This window comes from Enterobacter sp. BIDMC 30 (assembly GCF_000534355.1).
Lineage (GTDB): Bacteria > Pseudomonadota > Gammaproteobacteria > Enterobacterales > Enterobacteriaceae > Enterobacter > Enterobacter ludwigii.
Genome location: NZ_KI973169.1, coordinates 4523170 through 4537495 on the forward strand (window position 1 = coordinate 4523170; position 14326 = coordinate 4537495).

Here is a 14326-nt window from a genome sequence, read left to right on the forward strand (position 1 = left end):
ATGGAACGAAAACCCACTCTGGTTGTGGCGCTTGGCGGTAACGCATTGCTGAAACGCGGCGAGCCGCTGGAAGCGGAGATCCAGCGCCAGAACATCGAGCTAGCGGCTCGCACCATCGCCGGGCTGACGGAACAGTGGCGCGTGGTACTGGTTCACGGCAACGGGCCGCAGGTTGGGCTGCTGGCGCTGCAAAACAGCGCGTACGACAAAGTCACGCCCTACCCGCTGGACATCCTCGGCGCTGAAAGTCAGGGAATGATCGGCTACATGCTCCAGCAGGCGCTGAAAAACAACCTGCCCCAGCGTGAGGTGAGCGTCCTGCTCACCCAGGTGGAAGTGGACGCCGCCGATCCGGCATTTACTAACCCGACCAAATACATCGGCCCGGTCTACAGCGAAGCCCAGGCAAAAACGCTGCAGGCGGAGAAAGGCTGGGTGTTCAAGGCCGACGGCAGCTATTTCCGCCGGGTGGTTCCCTCTCCACAGCCGAAACGCATCGTTGAGAGCGACGCCATCACGGCACTGATACAGCGCGATCACCTGGTGATCTGCAACGGCGGCGGCGGCGTGCCGGTGGTGGAAAACGCCAATGGGTATCACGGCATTGAAGCGGTGATCGACAAAGACCTCTCTGCCGCCCTGCTGGCGCGCCAGATTGAAGCCGATGCCCTGCTGATCCTGACCGATGCCGACGCGGTGTACCTCGACTGGGGCAAACCAACCCAGCGTCCGCTGGCACAGGTCACGCCGGAACTGCTCAGGGGCATGCAGTTTGACGCCGGTTCGATGGGGCCAAAAGTGGCCGCCTGCCGCGAGTTTGTCGAGGCCTGCAACGGCATCGCCGGGATCGGCGCGCTGGCCGACGGGGCAGACATTCTGGCGGGCGAGAAAGGCACGTTGATTCGCCACTGAACCGTATTTTCCCCTCACCTTCCCTCTCTCCCTGTGGGCGAGGGTCGGGGTGAGGGCACCAGACAACACCATTTTAAAAGGGACGACCCAATGACCATCAATCTGAAAAACCGTAACTTCCTCAAACTGCTGGACTACACCCCAGCAGAAATCCAGTACCTGATCGACCTGGCCATCGAACTCAAAGCCGCCAAAAAAGCCGGACGTGAAAAACAAACCCTGGTCGGGAAAAACATCGCCCTGATTTTTGAAAAAACGTCCACGCGCACCCGCTGCGCCTTTGAAGTCGGTGCCTTTGACCAGGGCGCACAGGTGACCTACCTCGGCCCAAGCGGCTCGCAGATTGGCCACAAGGAGTCGATGAAAGACACCGCCCGCGTGCTGGGGCGGATGTACGACGGCATCGAGTATCGCGGCTACGGCCAGGCCATCGTGGAAGAGCTGGGCGAGTATGCGGGCGTGCCGGTGTGGAACGGCCTGACCGACGAGTTTCACCCCACGCAGATCCTCGCCGACCTGATGACCATGCTGGAGCATGCTCCGGGCAAAACCCTGCCGGACCTGAGCTTTGCCTACCTTGGCGACGCGCGGAACAACATGGGCAACTCCCTGATGGTCGGTGCCGCCAAAATGGGGATGGATATCCGCCTCGTCGCACCGAAATCGTTCTGGCCGGAAGCCGGGCTGGTTGAGCAGTGCCGCGCCATCGCCAAAGAGACCGGCGCACGCATCACGCTCACCGACGACGTGGAGGAAGGCGTACACGGTGCCGATTTCCTCTACACCGACGTGTGGGTCTCGATGGGCGAGCCGAAAGAGGCCTGGGCCGAGCGCGTCAGCCTGATGAAGCCTTACCAGATTAACGCCCAGGTGATGAAAGCCACCGGCAACCCGAACGTCAAGTTCATGCACTGCCTGCCGGCGTTCCACAACGAACACACCAAAGTCGGCCGTGAAATCGAGATGGCCTACGGCCTGAAAGGGTTGGAGGTGACGGAAGAGGTCTTCGAATCACCGAACTCAATCGTCTTTGACGAAGCAGAGAACCGCATGCACACCATTAAAGCGGTCATGGTGGCGACACTCGGCGACTAATCACCGCCCGGCGCGCCACGGGGTGCGCCGGGTACAGGAGAACATCATGGGCAAGTTCAAGTTTCCCTCCGCTTACACCATTCTCTTTTTTCTGATTGCCGTTGTGGCGGCACTGAGCTGGGTCGTGCCTGCCGGTCAGTATCAGATGGCAATGAATGAAACCCTCGGTAAAGAAGTGCCGATTGCCGGAACGTACGCGCACGTGGCGGCGCATCCGCAGGGGCTGGTTTCCGTACTGATGGCCCCCATTGCCGGGCTGTACGATCCCGTTTCCGGCCAGGCCGGGGCGATCGACGTCGCGCTGTTTATCCTGATCATCGGGGGATTTCTCGGGATCGTCACCAAAACCGGGGCGATCGACGCCGGGATCGAACGCGTAACCACCCGCCTTCGCGGAAGTGAAGAGTGGATGATCCCGATCCTGATGGCGCTGTTCGCGGCTGGCGGCACCATTTACGGCATGGCCGAAGAGTCCCTGCCCTTTTATACCCTGCTGGTCCCGGTAATGCTGGCCGCCCGTTTCGATCCGGTTGTCGCCGCATCCACCGTGCTGCTCGGGGCGGGGATCGGCACGCTCGGCTCCACCATCAACCCGTTTGCCACGGTGATCGCCGCTAACGCCGCCGGGATCCCGTTCACCAACGGTATCGCCCTGCGCGTGGCGCTGCTGGTGATCGGCTGGATCATTTGCGTGGCATGGGTGATGCGCTATGCCCGTAAAGTGCGTCTGGATCCGTCATGCTCCATCGTCGCAGACAAGCAGGAAGAGAACCTCGCCCACTTCCTCGGCAATAAAGGCGAGCAGTCGCTGGAATTTACCCCGGTGCGCAAAATTATTCTGCTGATCTTCGCCCTCGCCTTCGCGGTGATGATCTACGGCGTAGCGGTGCTGGGCTGGTGGATGGCGGAGATCTCGGCGGTATTTTTGGCCAGCGCCATTATCGTCGGGCTGATTGCCCGCATGAGCGAAGAGGAGCTGACCTCGACGTTTATCAACGGCGCGCGAGATTTGCTGGGCGTCGCGCTGATTATCGGCATTGCGCGCGGTATCGTAGTCATTATGGATAAGGGCATGATTACCCACACCATTTTGCACAGCGCGGAAGGGCTGGTCAGCGGGTTGTCCACGGTGGCGTTTATCAACGTGATGTACTGGCTTGAGGTCGTGCTGTCGTTTCTTGTGCCTTCTTCGTCCGGCCTGGCCGTTCTGACGATGCCGATCATGGCACCCCTTGCTGATTTCGCTAACGTCAACCGCGACCTGGTGGTTACGGCTTACCAGTCGGCCTCCGGCATCGTTAACCTGGTCACGCCGACCTCAGCGGTTGTGATGGGCGGTCTGGCGATTGCCCGTGTGCCTTACGTGCGTTACCTGAAATGGGTTGCGCCGCTGCTGGCGATCCTGACGGTGGTGATTATGGTGGCGTTAAGCCTGGGTGCCTTGTTGTAATTTGCCGGCTGGCACTGCGCCTGTCCGGCCTACGGACCGGTGCGGTGCCACCGGTTATGTCGGGAACTGATATGGGAAATATGATGGATTACGAAGACTGCTCTCCCAGAGAACAACTGCAGCTAACGGTGTGCCAGCAGCTGATCGCCGAAAAGAGTTATCTCTCCCAGGAAGAAATCCGCCGCGATTTGCAGGAGAGAGGGTTTGACAGCATCAGCCAGTCGACCGTTTCGCGTCTGCTGAAATTGCTCGGTGTCATAAAAATTCGAAATGCCAAAGGGCTAAAGATTTATTCGTTGAATCCTCAGTTGCGCCCTGCCCCCGATGCCGCGCGTACCGTTTCCGAAATGGTGGTGAGCGTGGAGCATAATAGCGAATTTATCCTTGTTCATACCGTGGCCGGATATGGCCGTGCGGTGGCGCGAATTCTGGATTATCACCAGTTACCGGAAATTTTAGGTGTGGTTGCCGGAAGCAGTATCGTCTGGGTCGCTCCCCGGGTGGTGAAGCGTACTGCGCTGGTGCATAAACAAATTAATTATTTACTCAGAACGAATTAATATTCATAAAGAACCGTTTGCATTGAGTAAAGTGTGCATTAAACCCCTTGATCCGAAAATCGAGCTGCGTATAATGCCCGACAATTTGCCGGGAGGAAGCATGGTCAAGCGTGTACGACATAACGTCTTACCGCGTCTGAAATCAGACGCTGGCCTGCCGTTTTTCTTCCCGTTGCACAATCTATTCCCAGAGCCCCTCATTTGAGGGGCTTTTTTTTGCCCGGCGTCAGGAGATAAACATGAATCCGCTTTATCAAAAACACATCATTTCCATAAACGACCTCAGCCGCGAAGAGCTGGAACTGGTTCTGGAAACCGCGGCAAAACTGAAGGCAAATCCGCAACCGGAACTGCTGAAGCACAAGGTGATTGCGAGCTGCTTCTTCGAAGCGTCGACCCGCACCCGCCTCTCCTTCGAAACCTCCATGCACCGCCTCGGCGCGAGCGTGGTGGGTTTTTCAGACAGCAGCAACACCTCGCTGGGTAAAAAAGGCGAAACGCTGGCGGATACCATTTCAGTTATCAGTACCTACGTTGACGCGATTGTGATGCGCCACCCGCAGGAAGGCGCGGCGCGTCTGGCGACCGAATTTTCCGGCGGTATTCCGGTGCTGAACGCCGGAGACGGGGCCAACCAGCATCCGACACAGACCCTGCTGGATCTGTTCACCATTCAGGAAACGCAGGGCCGTCTGGAAAACCTGAACATCGCCATGGTGGGTGACCTGAAATATGGCCGCACCGTTCACTCGCTGACCCAGGCGCTGGCGAAATTTAACGGCAACCACTTCTTCTTCATCGCGCCGGACGCGCTGGCGATGCCGCAGTACATCCTCGACATGCTGGACGAAAAAGGGATCCCGTGGAGTCTGCATGCCAGCATCGAAGAGGTGATGGGCAACGTTGATATTCTGTATATGACCCGCGTGCAAAAAGAGCGTCTGGATCCGTCTGAATACGCCAACGTGAAGGCACAGTTTGTGCTGCGCGCCAGCGACCTCGACGGCGCACGCGAGAATATGAAGGTGCTGCACCCGCTGCCGCGTATCGATGAGATCACCACCGACGTGGATAAAACGCCGCACGCCTGGTACTTCCAGCAGGCCGGAAACGGCATCTTCGCCCGCCAGGCGTTACTGGCACTGGTTCTGAATCGCGAATTGGCTCTGTAAGGGGAAATGACAATGACACACGATAACAAACTCCAGGTTGAAGCCATCAAACGTGGCACCGTGATTGACCACATCCCTGCCCAGATCGGCTTTAAGCTGCTGACGCTGTTCAAGCTGACCGAAACCGATCAGCGCATCACCATCGGCCTGAACCTGCCGTCGGGTGAAATGGGCCGCAAAGACCTGATCAAGATTGAAAACACTTTCCTGACCGACGAGCAGGTTAACCAGCTCTCTCTGTACGCGCCGGATGCCACCGTGAACCGCATCGACGAGTACGAAGTGGTCGGTAAATCCCGTCCTAATCTGCCGGATCGCATTGAAAATGTGCTGGTCTGCCCGAACAGCAACTGCATCAGTCATGCTGAGCCGGTTTCGTCCAGTTTTGCAGTGAAAAAACGTGCCGATGACATCGCACTCAAATGCAAATACTGCGAAAAAGAGTTTTCTCATTATGTGGTGCTGGCCAACTAATTGAGGTTGGTAAAGGATCCCGGCCTCCCTATAATGGCCGGGAACATTTAATCAGCTGTTATTCTGGAGAAATCATGACCAAAGTACTCGCGACGGAAAATGCACCAGCGGCTATCGGCCCATACGTTCAGGGCGTTGATCTGGGTAGCATGATTATTACCTCTGGCCAGATCCCGGTGAACCCAAAAACGGGTGAAGTACCAGAAGACGTGGCGGCGCAGGCGCGTCAGTCGCTGGAAAACGTACAGGCTATCGTGGAGTCTGCGGGTCTGAAAGTGGGCGACATCGTGAAAACCACCGTGTTCGTGAAAGATCTGAACGATTTCGCGACCGTTAACGCCACGTACGAAGCGTTCTTCACTGAGCACAACGCCACTTTCCCTGCACGCTCCTGTGTGGAAGTTGCGCGTCTGCCTAAAGACGTGAAAATTGAAATCGAAGCGATCGCCGTACGTCGCTAAGTTTCAGCCAGGGGCAGCCGAGGCTGCCTTTGCGCCCGGCAGGTAACGCGCTACCGGGCGTTTTGCTACTGATTCCGTGTCGCCCGTAGCAGCGTTTCCAGCGGATACACCGCCGCAATCACCACTTCATCCTGTATTTTCGCCGCGTTATCCAGCTCGCCCTGAATAGAGGCAATCTCGTTGTCATCCAGCGTCCCCTGACGCGCCACCAGATCCGTCAGCCGCAGGCCAATCGAGGCCAGCTTATCCACCTCCTGAATAACCGGTTTAATCGCCTTCAGTGCGTAGCTGTTTTCACTTAATGCCAGCGCATCGCTGGTGTTACTTTGCCAGCGGTTGAAGACGTGGCGCAGCGCGTCGGCGCTTTCCGTGTCTTCCGCGTCGCTGACCAGGCGGTCAGCCCATTTGTTCATCTGGCGCACCGTGGCACTTTCGGCGTTGAGCGCATCAGCAAACCGGTTAAGCGGTTCGAACTGATGGTAATTTCCGGCCTGGAACTTAAGGTGCTGACGGGTGTAATACTGCGCCGGCTCAATTGCCTGCGCGAGGATTTGCAGCGGAAGGGTATCGGCGTTATTCGCCAGACGCGTGAACTGCACCTGCTGCTGAGTATGCTGCTGCAGCCCGACCGAGACCGTCGACCAGCTGTCCATCGCCTGCAGGCGGGTGTACATATTGTCGACATCGTTAACGTCCTGCGCGGACCATAACCGCTCCGCCACCGCAAAGGTGCGCGGCCACAGGCGGATATCCAGCACCGGTGCGACCACGTTTTCCGCCCACAGCGCGGCTTCCCCGCCGAGCAGGTTCACCTGATGAGCGGCGTCCGGTACCACCGGCGGGATGCCTTTGGGGATATCGTCCAGGCGCTTGCCGCTAATGGGATAGCGGGCATTGCCCACCAGGAAATAGCCGCTCAGCTTATCGTTGTCCACCGACACCACCGGGCGCGTTTCGCCCATCCAGGTATCGACGGTAAACGTCACCTGATTGTCGTCGCGCCACGCAATATCCTGTACCGCACGACGGGATTTCCCGGCGAAATCAATAAATCCACGCCAGCCGGAATCCCCTTTCACCAGGGTGAAACTCCCCTCCACCGGCTTGCCTTTCAGACGCGGCATGGTGAATGACCAGCTTTGAGCGCTGTCGGTGTCGCCAATCACATCCTCGCCGTTTAACCCCTGCGGCACAATTTCATTGCGGTAGTGATAGGCGGTGGACTGGGGCTGATCGAGGTAAAAGCCGGTCGAGAGAATGCCTTTATAGCCATTCTGCGCCACCTGCCCCAGCGCGTCCTGGCCCTGCCAGGACTGGATCAAGATGCTTTTTGGCAGATCAGGATGAGCAATTTCATCCCAGCCCACCATCTGCCGGTGGTGTTTTTCGAGGATATTTTCCAGCTTGCGATTGAAATAGGCCTGCAGGGCATGGCTGTCTGCCAGTGTGTTGTCGCGCATAAACTGCTGAATGGCGGCGTTCGCTTTCCACTGGGTGTCATCCACTTCATCGCCGCCGATATGCAGATACGGATCGGGGAAGATCGCCGCCAGTTCACTGACCATCGCCTCCGCAAACTGATAGGTCGCCGCTTTTGTCGGATCCAGGACCGGTTTCAGCACGCCCCAGTGGCGTTCCATCACATACGGTCCCGGGGCGCTCATCAGTTCCGGGTAGGCCACGGCAATCGCCGAGGCGTGGCCCGGCATGTCGATCTCCGGCACCACGCGGATGCCGCGATCGGTGGCATAGCGCACAACGTCGCGCATCTGTTCCGGCGTGTAAAACAGCCCGTCGCTGGCGAGCTGCGTGAGCTTTGGATAGCGTGTCGAGCTGAAGCGCCAGCCCTGATCGTCGGTCAAATGCCAGTGCAGCACGTTGAGTTTTGCCGCCGCCATACCGTCAATCTGCCGCTTGATATCCGGCAGCGGGATAAAGTGTCGTGCCGAGTCAAGCAGCAGCCCACGCCACGGGAAACGGGGGGAATCCTCAATAGTGACCCACGGCAGGGAGGTGTTTTCCGCCCCGTTTTGTATCAGCTGGAGCAGGGTTTCCATGGCGCGCAGCGCGCCAAAACGGGTGTTGGCGGTGATATCCACGCCACTGGCATCGACCGTGAGCGTATAGCGCTCATCGCTGTCCGGCAGCGGCTGCGGCTTCACTTTTTTGGTAATGGCAATGCGGATAGTGGGCTTGTCCGGTTTAACGGCCTGCGGCTGTAGCGTCCAGCCGGTTTGCAGGGCGATGCGCTGGCGCAGACGGTTGACCGCGTCGCCGAGGTCGTCTCCGGTAACGCTGACGGAAAGGGTGTTGCTGAGTACCAGTGCGCCCTGCGTCGCGGGACGTTCAACCTTCGCAGGCCAGGGCATCAAGGGAAGGTCGCCTGCCGGAGCGGCAAACGCTGACGCGCCGAGCATCAGCCCGGCGGTTAAGAGACTGTACCGTAACATGAATGTTCCTTATCTGACGGGCCAAATAAAGGCAAAACATTCAGTTAACATGCGCTCATTTTGTCGTCAAGCGAATGCGCTGACGGAGATCACAGGTTGTTGAATTTGGGAGGAAACGTACCCCCTCTCCCGTGCCGGGAGAGGGGAGAAATCACTGCCACCCATACCGACGGCTATAGAAGCCTTTGACCATCTGCGTCAGCACCATGTAGCCCGCGAGGATCGCCACCAGCCACGGGAAGTAGCTCAGCGGCAGCGCCTGCAGCTGGAGGTAGCTGGCCAGCGGCGAGAACGGCAGTGCAATGCCGAGCGCCATTACGATGCCGGTCATGACAATCAGCGGCCACGCGGCCCGGCTCTGGATGAACGGGATGCGACGCGTACGGATCATATGCACAATCAGCGTTTGCGACAGCAGCCCTACCACGAACCAGCCGGACTGGAACAGCGTCTGGTGTTCCGGCGTGTTGGCATGGAATACAAACCACATCAGGCAGAAGGTCAGAATGTCGAAGATGGAGCTGATCGGGCCAAAGAACAGCATAAAGCGCCCCAGATCGGACGGGTTCCAGCGCTGCGGCTTCTGGATCTGCTCGTCGTCCACGTTATCAAACGGGATGGCGACCTGAGAGACATCGTACATCAGGTTCTGGATCAGCAGGTGCAGCGGCAGCATCGGCAGGAACGGCAGAAACGCACTCGCCACCAGCACGCTGAAAACGTTACCGAAGTTGGAACTGGCGGTCATCTTGATGTACTTCAGCATGTTGGCGAAGGTACGACGTCCCTCGATAACGCCCTCCTCCAGCACCATCAGGCTCTTTTCCAGCAGAATGATATCCGCCGCTTCACGGGCAATGTCCACCGCACCGTCTACGGAGATACCAATATCCGCCGCACGCAGGGCGGGCGCATCGTTAATGCCGTCGCCCATAAAGCCCACCACATGCCCTTCGCGACGCAGCAGGGTGACAATGCGCTCCTTGTGCATGGGTGTCAGCCGGGCGAACAGCGTGGTGCGCTGCGCAAGCGTTGCCAGCGCATCATCGGAGAGGGGCTCAATATCACTTCCCACAACGACGTCACCCGCATCCAGCCCCACTTCATGACACACTTTGGCGGCCACCAGCTCGCTGTCGCCGGTAAGGATTTTCACGGTGATGCCGCTGGCCTTTAACGCTTTCAGCGCAGGCGCGGTGGTCTCTTTCGGCGGATCGAGGAATGCGATATAACCCTCGAGGATCAGATCGGATTCGTCGATACGCTGATAGTCCCCTTCGCGTGCAGGCAGGAATTTGCTCGCCACCGCCACCACGCGCAGCCCCTGACGGTTCAGGTTATCGGTGACGCGCTTGATACGGCGCAGCATGGTTTCATCCAGCGGCACAATGTCGCCGTTATAGCGCACCTGGGTTGAGACATTGAGGATCTCCTGCAATGCGCCTTTGCAGATCAACTGATGCACGTCCGGATGCTCGCTCACCACCACCGACATGCGGCGGCGCTCGAAGTCAAACGGGATCTCATCCACTTTCTGCCAGCGCCCGGAGAGCGTGCGGGCAGATTCTTCATCCACGCCTTCGAGCACGGCGACGTCGAGCAGGTTTTTCAGCCCGGTCTGGTAGTGGCTGTTCAACCAGGCGCTGTGCAGCACGCGATCGCTGGTTTTACCGGCGATATCGGTGTGGTTCTCCAGCACAATTTTGTCCTGGGTCAGCGTGCCGGTTTTATCGGTGCAGAGAATGTCCATCGCGCCAAAGTTTTGAATGGCATCCAGGTGTTTGACGATCACTTTCTGTTTTGACAGTTTGACCGCTCCGCGCGCCAGCGTGGAGGTGACAATCATCGGCAGCATTTCAGGCGTTAACCCTACGGCGACGGAGAGCGCAAACAGCGCCGCTTCCCACCAGTCGCCCTTGGTATAGCCGTTGATCAGCAGCACAATCGGCGTCATCACCATCATAAAGCGGATCAGCAGCATGCTGACGCGGCCAATCCCCTTCTGGAAGGCATTCGGTTCGCTCTCCTGCTCGCTCACGCGCCCGGCCAGCTGTCCAAACCAGGTGTTGCCGCCGGTAGCGATGACCATTGCCTGCGCCGTGCCGCTGACCACCGTAGTGCCCATAAAGCAGAGGGTGTCACACTCGAGCGGGTTCATCTGCTGCGGGTCGCGGGTGCGCGCCACTTTTTCTACCGGCAGAGATTCACCGGTCAGCGAGGCCTGCGCCACGAACAGATCCCGCGCCTGAAGAATACGTAAATCCGCGGGGATCATGTCGCCGGCCGCCAGCTTCACCAGATCGCCCGGCACCAGCTGGTCGATGGGCAGCTCAACCCAGGCGTTCTCCCCGAGATCGTTAATGACGCGCGAGACGGTTGCGGTGTTGCTTACCATCGCTTTCAGGGCGTCTGCCGCGCGGGTAGAGCGGGCCTCCTGAATAAAGTTCAGCAGCGTGGAGATCCCCACCATCAGGGCGATAACCCCGGCGGCAAACAGATCTTCAGTGGCATAGGAGATAATGCCAAGCACGGTCAGCAGCAGGTTGAACGGGTTACGGTAGCAGGTCCACAGATGCACCCACCACGGCGCCGGTTTTTGCGCCGGAATTTGGTTATCGCCATGCACGGCACGGATTTTTTCCACTTCCGCCGCGTTCAGCCCCTCCGGATGCCCGCCAAAGGCACGCCAGACTTCGTTTTCATCCATCGCCGCCACGTTCAGGCAGCGTTGGCTCAGGGAAGCAGGGATCGCTGCAGAGGCCATATTTTTGGCATTTGGCAGCGGGTCGCGCTGAACAAGACGATGTGGCAGGTGGCGGCTCAGCATCGCCTGCAGCTGCCGGGTGATATTTTTAAACATAGTCATTCCCCCGCGCCCGCAAACGCGGACACAGTATTTCCTGCAGGCGTGGCAAGGCCGTACCTGACAGGCACTTAATGTTTTAAGCAGGAACGTGCAGGACGTTGCTGCCTCACATACCGGTGAGACAGCACAAAGGCTGGCTTACCGGAAAGAAAGAACGCTCCCGTTCAGGAGAAGCGTGGGATCGGGATCCATGTCACCTCCGGTAAGTAAAAAAGTAGGGTGCCGCCGCGCAGTATAAGGATTTAACCGTACCGTTTGCGGCGATTCGGGCGGTATTATACTCCCCCGCAAATAAACCGAACGTAAACCAGACTTTGCCCATAGCGAAAACACGCTATAGCATTAGGCTCTACTGACCACGTTGTCATTGTTACAGGGAATACAGCATGCAGAACCGCCTTACGATAAAAGACATCGCGCGTTTAAGCGGCGTGGGGAAATCCACCGTATCGCGCGTGCTCAACAATGAGAGCGGTGTCAGCGAACGCACCCGCGAGCGCGTCGAGGCGGTAATGAATCAGCACGGTTTTTCCCCTTCCCGCTCTGCGCGCGCCATGCGCGGGCAAAGTGACAAAGTGGTTGCCATTATCGTCTCGCGTCTGGATTCCCTGTCCGAAAACCTCGCCGTTCAGACCATGCTGCCCGCCTTTTATGAGCAGGGCTACGACCCAATCATGATGGAGAGCCAGTTCTCCACGCAGCTGGTTGAAGAGCATCTGGGTATGCTCCAGCGGCGCAACATTGACGGCGTGGTGTTGTTCGGATTTACCGGCATCAAAGAGGAGATGCTGAAGCCCTGGCAGGCGTCGATGGTGATGCTGGCGCGCGATGCCCACGGTTTTGCCTCCGTCTGTTACGACGATGAGGGGGCGATTATTACCCTGATGCAGCGTCTGTACGATAAAGGCCATCGCCATATCAGCTACCTCGGCGTACCGCATGCGGACGTTACCACCGGCAAGCGGCGTCACGAGGCCTACCTGACCTTCTGTAAACAGCACAATCTTTCCGCCGTCGCGTCTCTGCCGGGTCTGGGAATGAAACAGGGCTACGAGCAGGTCGCCAGCGTGCTGACCCCGCAGACCACGGCGCTGGTGTGCGCCACCGATACCCTGGCGCTGGGCGCGAGTAAATATCTTCAGGAGCAACGCATAGAGGGACTGCAGATCGCGAGCGTAGGCAGTACGCCGCTGATGAAGTTTCTGCACCCGGAGATTATCACCGTCGATCCGGGCTACGCCGAGTCAGGCAGGCAGGCCGCTGCACAGCTGATCGAGCAAATTAACGGACGTGCTGAGCCGCGTCAGATCGTAATTCCTGCCCACCTTTCATAACCCTCGTTTATCCGTTTATTGTGATCTTCGCCCAATTTCGGGAACGTTCCCATTTCCGCCGTCACGCTGAAGGAGTAGGCTTGCGCTCAGGTCATTACCCCCCTCACCATCGGTCATGAGGTTTCATGATGAGTAAAGTCAAACAAGAAGATATCGACCAGTTGATTGTCCTGGTAGGCGGCCGTGAAAACATCGCGACCGTCAGCCATTGCATTACCCGCCTGCGCTTCGTGCTGAACGATCCGGCCAAAGCCGATCCGAAAGCCATTGAAGCGCTTTCCATGGTTAAAGGCTGCTTCACCAACGCCGGTCAGTTCCAGGTCGTCATTGGTACCGAAGTGGGCGATTACTATCAGGCTCTGCTGGCGACAACCGGGCACAGTTCAGCCGACAAAGAGCAAGCCAAGAAAGCTGCACGCCAGAATATGAAATGGCACGAGCAGTTAATTTCCCACTTCGCGGAGATTTTCTTCCCGCTGCTCCCGGCGCTGATCAGCGGGGGTCTGATTCTGGGCTTCCGCAACGTTATCGGTGATGTGCCGATGAGCGACGGCAAAACCCTGGCGCAGATGTACCCGGCGCTGAAAACCGTTTACGACTTCCTGTGGCTGATTGGCGAAGCGATCTTCTTCTATCTGCCGGTCGGGATTTGCTGGTCAGCGGTGCGCAAAATGGGCGGTACGCCGATTCTGGGTATCGTGCTGGGCGTCACGCTGGTCTCTCCGCAGTTAATGAACGCTTACTTACTTGGTCAGCAGGTGCCTGAGGTGTGGAACTTCGGTCTGTTCACCATCGCGAAAGTGGGCTATCAGGCGCAGGTGATCCCAGCCTTGCTGGCCGGTCTGACGCTGGGCTTTATTGAAACGCGCCTGAAACGCATCGTACCGGATTACCTCTATCTGGTGGTGGTGCCGGTCTGCTCCCTTATTCTGGCCGTCTTCCTCGCCCATGCGTTTATCGGTCCGTTTGGCCGCATGATTGGCGACGGCGTTGCCTTCGCGGTACGTCACCTGATGACCGGCAGCTTCGCGCCGATTGGTGCCATGCTGTTTGGCTTCCTGTACGCCCCGCTGGTGATCACCGGCGTGCACCAGACCACGCTGGCGATTGATATGCAGATGATTCAGAGCCTGGGCGGTACGCCGGTCTGGCCTATCATCGCGCTGTCTAACATTGCGCAGGCCTCGGCGGTCACGGGCATTATCCTGGTCAGCCGCAAGCATAACGAGCGTGAGATTTCTGTTCCGGCCGCCATCTCCGCCTACCTCGGCGTCACCGAACCGGCGATGTACGGTATCAACCTGAAATACCGCTTCCCGATGCTGTGCGCGATGATCGGCTCCGGTCTGGCAGGCCTGGTATGCGGTCTGTACGGTGTGATGGCGAACGGGATCGGTGTCGGCGGTCTGCCTGGTATTCTCTCCATCCAGCCCGCTTTCTGGCAGGTGTTTTCCCTGGCGATGGTCATCGCGATTGTCGTTCCAATGGCTCTCACCACCGTGGTTTACCAGCGTAAGTACCGTCAGGGCGCGCTGCAGATTGTTTAACTTCA

At 58.3% G+C, this 14326-nt stretch carries 12 protein-coding genes and 1 pseudogene; 10 read left to right on the forward strand and 3 right to left on the reverse strand.

Going from position 1 to position 14326, the window contains the following annotated elements; all coding sequences use genetic code 11:
• The 4 genes from arcC (at nucleotide 1) to L466_RS01205 (ending at nucleotide 4017) form a co-directional block, all read left to right on the forward strand.
• The gene (arcC, locus tag L466_RS01220) at nucleotides 1–912 is read left to right on the forward strand and encodes a carbamate kinase (RefSeq protein WP_014168407.1); all 912 of its coding nucleotides are present in this window, start codon (nucleotides 1–3) and stop codon (nucleotides 910–912) included.
• 90 nt (nucleotides 913–1002) lie between these two features.
• Complete coding sequence (gene argF, locus L466_RS01215) at nucleotides 1003–2007, forward strand: ornithine carbamoyltransferase (protein WP_020885389.1); 1005 nt, start codon at nucleotides 1003–1005, stop codon at nucleotides 2005–2007.
• A gap of 46 nt (nucleotides 2008–2053) precedes the next feature.
• Nucleotides 2054–3457, forward strand: a complete 1404-nt coding sequence (locus L466_RS01210) for a YfcC family protein (protein ID WP_032681838.1) — start codon at nucleotides 2054–2056, stop codon at nucleotides 3455–3457.
• 80 nt (nucleotides 3458–3537) lie between these two features.
• Nucleotides 3538–4017: an arginine repressor gene (locus tag L466_RS01205; protein WP_025205741.1), complete on the forward strand. Its 480-nt coding sequence runs from the start codon at nucleotides 3538–3540 to the stop codon at nucleotides 4015–4017.
• A gap of 3 nt (nucleotides 4018–4020) precedes the next feature.
• On the opposite strand, the pseudogene L466_RS24180 reads toward L466_RS01205, so the two are convergent.
• Nucleotides 4021–4138: pseudogene (locus L466_RS24180) on the reverse strand (hypothetical protein).
• Here L466_RS24180 and L466_RS23415 point away from each other — a divergent pair.
• The 4 genes from L466_RS23415 to ridA all read left to right on the forward strand — a co-directional run bounded on the left by L466_RS23415 (nucleotide 4118) and on the right by ridA (nucleotide 6124).
• A complete protein-coding gene (locus L466_RS23415; protein WP_168769597.1) occupies nucleotides 4118–4222 on the forward strand; it encodes a pyrBI operon leader peptide in 105 nt (34 codons plus the stop codon). The pseudogene L466_RS24180 and the gene L466_RS23415 overlap by 21 nt on opposite strands.
• Before the next feature lie 34 nt (nucleotides 4223–4256).
• Entirely contained in the window at nucleotides 4257–5189 is a 933-nt protein-coding gene (gene pyrB / locus L466_RS01200) for an aspartate carbamoyltransferase (RefSeq protein WP_014168402.1), read from the forward strand.
• A 12-nt stretch (nucleotides 5190–5201) separates the two neighbouring features.
• A complete protein-coding gene (pyrI, locus tag L466_RS01195) occupies nucleotides 5202–5663 on the forward strand; it encodes an aspartate carbamoyltransferase regulatory subunit (RefSeq protein WP_025205744.1) in 462 nt (153 codons plus the stop codon).
• A gap of 74 nt (nucleotides 5664–5737) precedes the next feature.
• Nucleotides 5738–6124 carry a 2-iminobutanoate/2-iminopropanoate deaminase gene (gene ridA, locus L466_RS01190; RefSeq protein ID WP_014168399.1) on the forward strand — a complete coding sequence of 129 codons (387 nt, stop codon included), beginning with the start codon at nucleotides 5738–5740 and terminating at the stop codon, nucleotides 6122–6124.
• A gap of 65 nt (nucleotides 6125–6189) precedes the next feature.
• On the opposite strand, the gene L466_RS01185 is transcribed toward ridA, so the two are convergent.
• Together L466_RS01185 and mgtA are read right to left on the reverse strand one after the other, a co-directional pair.
• On the reverse strand, nucleotides 6190–8574 hold the full coding sequence (locus L466_RS01185) for a beta-N-acetylhexosaminidase (protein WP_032681840.1): 2385 nt from the start codon (nucleotides 8572–8574) through the stop codon (nucleotides 6190–6192).
• A gap of 151 nt (nucleotides 8575–8725) precedes the next feature.
• The gene (mgtA, locus tag L466_RS01180; RefSeq protein ID WP_020885394.1) at nucleotides 8726–11434 is read right to left on the reverse strand and encodes a magnesium-translocating P-type ATPase; all 2709 of its coding nucleotides are present in this window, start codon (nucleotides 11432–11434) and stop codon (nucleotides 8726–8728) included.
• A 392-nt stretch (nucleotides 11435–11826) separates the two neighbouring features.
• Between mgtA and treR the strand changes: the two genes are divergently transcribed.
• Together treR and treB are read left to right on the forward strand one after the other, a co-directional pair.
• Nucleotides 11827–12774, forward strand: coding sequence for a trehalose operon repressor TreR (treR, locus tag L466_RS01175; protein ID WP_014168396.1), 948 nt, complete (start codon nucleotides 11827–11829; stop codon nucleotides 12772–12774).
• A gap of 128 nt (nucleotides 12775–12902) precedes the next feature.
• Complete coding sequence (treB, locus tag L466_RS01170) at nucleotides 12903–14321, forward strand: PTS trehalose transporter subunit IIBC (protein WP_025205752.1); 1419 nt, start codon at nucleotides 12903–12905, stop codon at nucleotides 14319–14321.
• The last annotated feature ends 5 nt before the right edge of the window (nucleotides 14322–14326 follow it).

Coding starts and splice junctions, on each gene's coding strand:
- arcC (WP_014168407.1), top strand. CDS start 1: ATGGAACGAAAACCCACTCTGGTTGTGGCGCTTGGCGGTAACGCATTG.
- argF (WP_020885389.1), top strand. CDS start 1,003: ATGACCATCAATCTGAAAAACCGTAACTTCCTCAAACTGCTGGACTAC.
- L466_RS01210 (WP_032681838.1), top strand. CDS start 2,054: ATGGGCAAGTTCAAGTTTCCCTCCGCTTACACCATTCTCTTTTTTCTG.
- L466_RS01205 (WP_025205741.1), top strand. CDS start 3,538: ATGATGGATTACGAAGACTGCTCTCCCAGAGAACAACTGCAGCTAACG.
- L466_RS23415 (WP_168769597.1), top strand. CDS start 4,118: ATGGTCAAGCGTGTACGACATAACGTCTTACCGCGTCTGAAATCAGAC.
- pyrB (WP_014168402.1), top strand. CDS start 4,257: ATGAATCCGCTTTATCAAAAACACATCATTTCCATAAACGACCTCAGC.
- pyrI (WP_025205744.1), top strand. CDS start 5,202: ATGACACACGATAACAAACTCCAGGTTGAAGCCATCAAACGTGGCACC.
- ridA (WP_014168399.1), top strand. CDS start 5,738: ATGACCAAAGTACTCGCGACGGAAAATGCACCAGCGGCTATCGGCCCA.
- L466_RS01185 (WP_032681840.1), bottom strand. CDS start 8,574: ATGTTACGGTACAGTCTCTTAACCGCCGGGCTGATGCTCGGCGCGTCA.
- mgtA (WP_020885394.1), bottom strand. CDS start 11,434: ATGTTTAAAAATATCACCCGGCAGCTGCAGGCGATGCTGAGCCGCCAC.
- treR (WP_014168396.1), top strand. CDS start 11,827: ATGCAGAACCGCCTTACGATAAAAGACATCGCGCGTTTAAGCGGCGTG.
- treB (WP_025205752.1), top strand. CDS start 12,903: ATGAGTAAAGTCAAACAAGAAGATATCGACCAGTTGATTGTCCTGGTA.